The sequence below is a fragment of the Streptomyces sp. NPDC058464 genome (genome assembly GCF_042721035.1).
GTDB lineage: Bacteria > Actinomycetota > Actinomycetes > Streptomycetales > Streptomycetaceae > Streptomyces.
In genome coordinates this window covers 1-3,489 of sequence record NZ_JBHXMA010000114.1, presented here as the reverse complement: position 1 = coordinate 3,489, position 3,489 = coordinate 1, and the positions used below count along the sequence as shown (strand labels likewise).

The following is a 3,489-nucleotide window of genomic DNA, read 5'->3' as shown; positions in this document are numbered from 1 at the left end:
GGGGGCCGCCCCCCCCCCCCCCCCGGGGGGCCGCCGGGGCCGCCCCCCTACAGGACGGGACGGGTAGGGGCGGCGGGGGCGACCTCCCTCTCCGCACCCCCACCGGCGGCCGAATCGACCGCACCACCCCCCTCACCTTCACCTTCGACGGCACCGAATACCAGGGCTACCGAGGCGACACCCTCGCCTCCGCCCTCCTCGCCAACGGCGTCGTCCAGGCCGCCACCAGCATCAAGCTCGGCCGCCCCCGCGGCATCTTCTCCGCGGGTGTCGAGGAACCCAACGCGGTGGTCCAGATCGAGGCCCCGTTCCCCGAGCCGATGCTCCCCGCCACCACCGTCGAACTCCACGACGGCCTGGTCGCGGCCAGCCTCCCCGGCCAGGGCCGCCTCGCCACCACCCCCGACCCGGCCCGCTACGACGCCGTGCACGCCCACTGCGACGTCCTCGTCGTCGGCGCAGGCCCGGCCGGTCTCGCCGCCGCCGCGGCCGCCGCCACCAGCGGCGCCCGCGTCATCCTCGCCGACGACCAGCCCGAACCCGGCGGCAGCCTGCTCGGCACCGGCGAGCACCTCGACTGGGTCGCGGCCACCCGCGCCCGCCTCGAAGCCGCTCCCGAGGTACGCGTCCTGCCCCGCACCACCGTCTTCGGCCACTACGACGACAACCACCTCCTGGCCGCGGAGCGCCGCACCACCCACCTCGGCGCCGACGCCCCACCGCACGTCTCCCGCGAACGCGTCTGGCGGATCCGCGCCCGGCACGTCGTCCTCGCCACCGGCGCCCACGAACGCTCCCTCGCCTTCGGCGACAACGACCGCCCCGGCGTGATGCTGGCGACCTCGGCCCGCAGCTACCTCCACCGGTACGCCGTGCTCCCCGGCCGCCAGGCCGTCGTCTTCACCACCAACGACAGCGCCTACGCGGCCGCCCTCGACCTCGCGGCGGCCGGAGTCGCCATCGCCGCGATCGTCGACACCCGCCCCGAGCCGGGCCAGTGGGCCGAACGCGCCAGGTCCGCCGGCATCGAGGTGCTGGCCGGCCACGCGGTCACCGGCACGGACGGCACGGACCGGCTCACCGCCGTGACCGTCGCCCCCTACGAAGGCACCGGCGCACAGCGGGAGTTCACCGCAGACCTGCTCCTCGTCTCCGGCGGCTGGAACCCGGTCGCGCACCTGTTCAGCCAGGCGGGCGGCCAGCTCCGCCACGACGCGGACCTCGGCACGTTTGTGCCCGACAGCTGCCGTCAGGCGGTGGCGGTCGCGGGCGCCGCGAACGGGGCGTTCGACCTCGCCACGGCCCTCGCCCAGGGCACGGCGGCCGGCACCCGCGCGGTGGAGGCGGAGGGCTACACCGCCGAGACCCCCGCCCTGCCCGCCGTGGCCCCACAGCCGTACACCCCGCCCATGCAGGTCTTCACCGTCCCCGGCGAGGGCCCCCGCTTCGTCGACCTCCAACGCGACGTCACCGTCGACGACCTGACCCGCGCGACCGGCGCGGGCCTGCGTTCGGTGGAGCACACCAAGCGCTACACGACGGCCGGAACCGCCAACGACCAGGGCAAGACCGGCGGCGTGCTGGCCAGCGGGGTCGTCGCCGAACTCCTCGGCGTCGACATCTCGGCGCTCGGCCTGCCCACCTTCCGGCCGCCGTACACCCCCGTCTCCTTCGCCGCCCTCGCCGGCCGTGACCGGGGCACACTGCTCGACCCGATCCGCACCACGGCCCTGCACGGCTGGCACGTGGAGCACGGCGCGCTCTTCGAGAACGTCGGGCAGTGGAAGCGGCCCTGGTACTACCCGCAGGACGGCGAGGACATGGAAGCCGCCGTTCTCCGCGAGTGCCGTGCCGCCCGCGAGGGCGTCGCCTTCATGGACGCCTCCACCCTCGGCAAGATCGACGTCCAGGGCCCGGACGCCGCGCGCTTCCTGGACCTGCTCTACACGAACATGATGAGCAACCTGAAGGTCGGCATGATCCGCTACGGCGTGATGTGCCGACTGGACGGGATGGTGTTCGACGACGGCACGGTCATCCGGCTCGCCCCCGACCGGTTCCTGGTCACGACCACGACCGGCAACGCGGCGGCCGTCCTGGACTGGATGGAGGAGTGGCTGCAGACCGAGTGGCCGGACCTGCGGGTGCACTGCACCTCGGTCACCGAGCACTGGGCGACCGTCGCCCTGGTCGGCCCGGAGTCCCGCGCGGTCCTCGGCTCGCTCGCACCCGAACTGGCCGTGGCCAACGAGGACTTCCCGTTCATGGCCTGGCGGGAGACCGCCGTCGCCGGCATCGACGCCCGGGTCTGCCGGATCAGCTTCTCCGGCGAACTCGCCTACGAGATCAACGTGTCGCCGTGGGACGCCGTCGCCCTGTGGGAGGCGCTGTACGAGGCGGGCGCGCCGTACGGCATCACCCCGTACGGCACCGAGACCATGCACGTGCTGCGCGCCGAGAAGGGCTACCCGATCGTCGGCCAGGACACCGACGGCACGGTCACCCCGCAGGACCTCGGCATGGGCTGGGCGGTGTCGAAGAAGAAGCCCGACTTCATCGGGAAGCGCTCCTACGCCCGCGCCGACGCCGTGCGCCCCGACCGCAAGCACCTGGTCGCCCTGCTCACCGACGACCCCGGCGCCTTCCTCCCGGAGGGCACCCACCTGGTCGCCGACGGCGAACTGCCCGCCCCGCCCGTGCCGATGCTCGGCCACGTCACCTCCAGCTACCGCAGCGCCGCCCTCGGCCGGACCTTCGCGCTCGCCCTGGTCAAGGGCGGCCGGGAGCGCATCGGCGAACGCCTCTACGCCCCCGTCGGCGACCGGTTGCTGCCGGTGACCGTCGCAGGTCCCGTCCTCTACGACCCCGAGGGAGCCCGCCGCGATGGCTGACACCGCCCCGACCGCACGGCCGCGCAGCCCCCTGGCCGACGCCGCGCCCCGCCTGGCCGCCGTGACCCGCTCCTCCAAGGGCGCGCTGCGCCTGGCCGAACTCCCGTTCCTGGCCCAGGTGAACGTCCGCCTCGACGCCAAGAGCCCGGCCGCGGACGCCGTGGGACTGGCCCTCGGGCTCCAACTGCCCCTGGAACCCGACACCGTGGTGCACGCGGGGGAGGTGACCGCGGTGTGGCTCGGCCCCGACGAATGGCTGGTGGTCGGCCGGCCGGGCACCGAGCGGGAGCTGGAGGACCGGATCCGCGCGGCCGCCGGGGACGAACCGGTCGCCGTCACCGACGTCTCCGCCCAGCGCACCACCCTCCTGGTCGGCGGCCCGCGCGCCCGCGACCTGCTCGCCCACGGCTGCGCCCTGGACCTGCACCCCCGTGCCTTCGGCCCGGGCCGCTGCGCCCAGACCACGCTGGCCCGCACCCAGGTCGTGCTGGTCGCCCGGGACGAGACCAGGGCCGGTTTCTGGGTGCTGGTGCGCTCGTCCTTCGCCGGCTACCTGGTGGACTGGCTGCTGGACGCGGCCGTGGAACACGTCTGAGCC

The 3,489-nt window shown here is 74.9% G+C and carries 2 protein-coding genes; both read left to right on the top strand.

The features are described from left to right. A partial coding sequence (locus tag ACFWPQ_RS51885) for a sarcosine oxidase subunit alpha family protein (protein ID WP_384052179.1) occupies positions 1-2,891 on the top strand: 2,891 nt, incomplete at its 5' end. Beyond that, positions 2,884-3,486 (top strand): sarcosine oxidase subunit gamma family protein, encoded by a 603-nt coding sequence (locus ACFWPQ_RS51880; RefSeq protein WP_361302404.1) that lies wholly within the window; start codon positions 2,884-2,886, stop codon positions 3,484-3,486. The genes ACFWPQ_RS51885 and ACFWPQ_RS51880, both read left to right, overlap by 8 nt. The last annotated feature ends 3 nt before the right edge of the window (positions 3,487-3,489 follow it).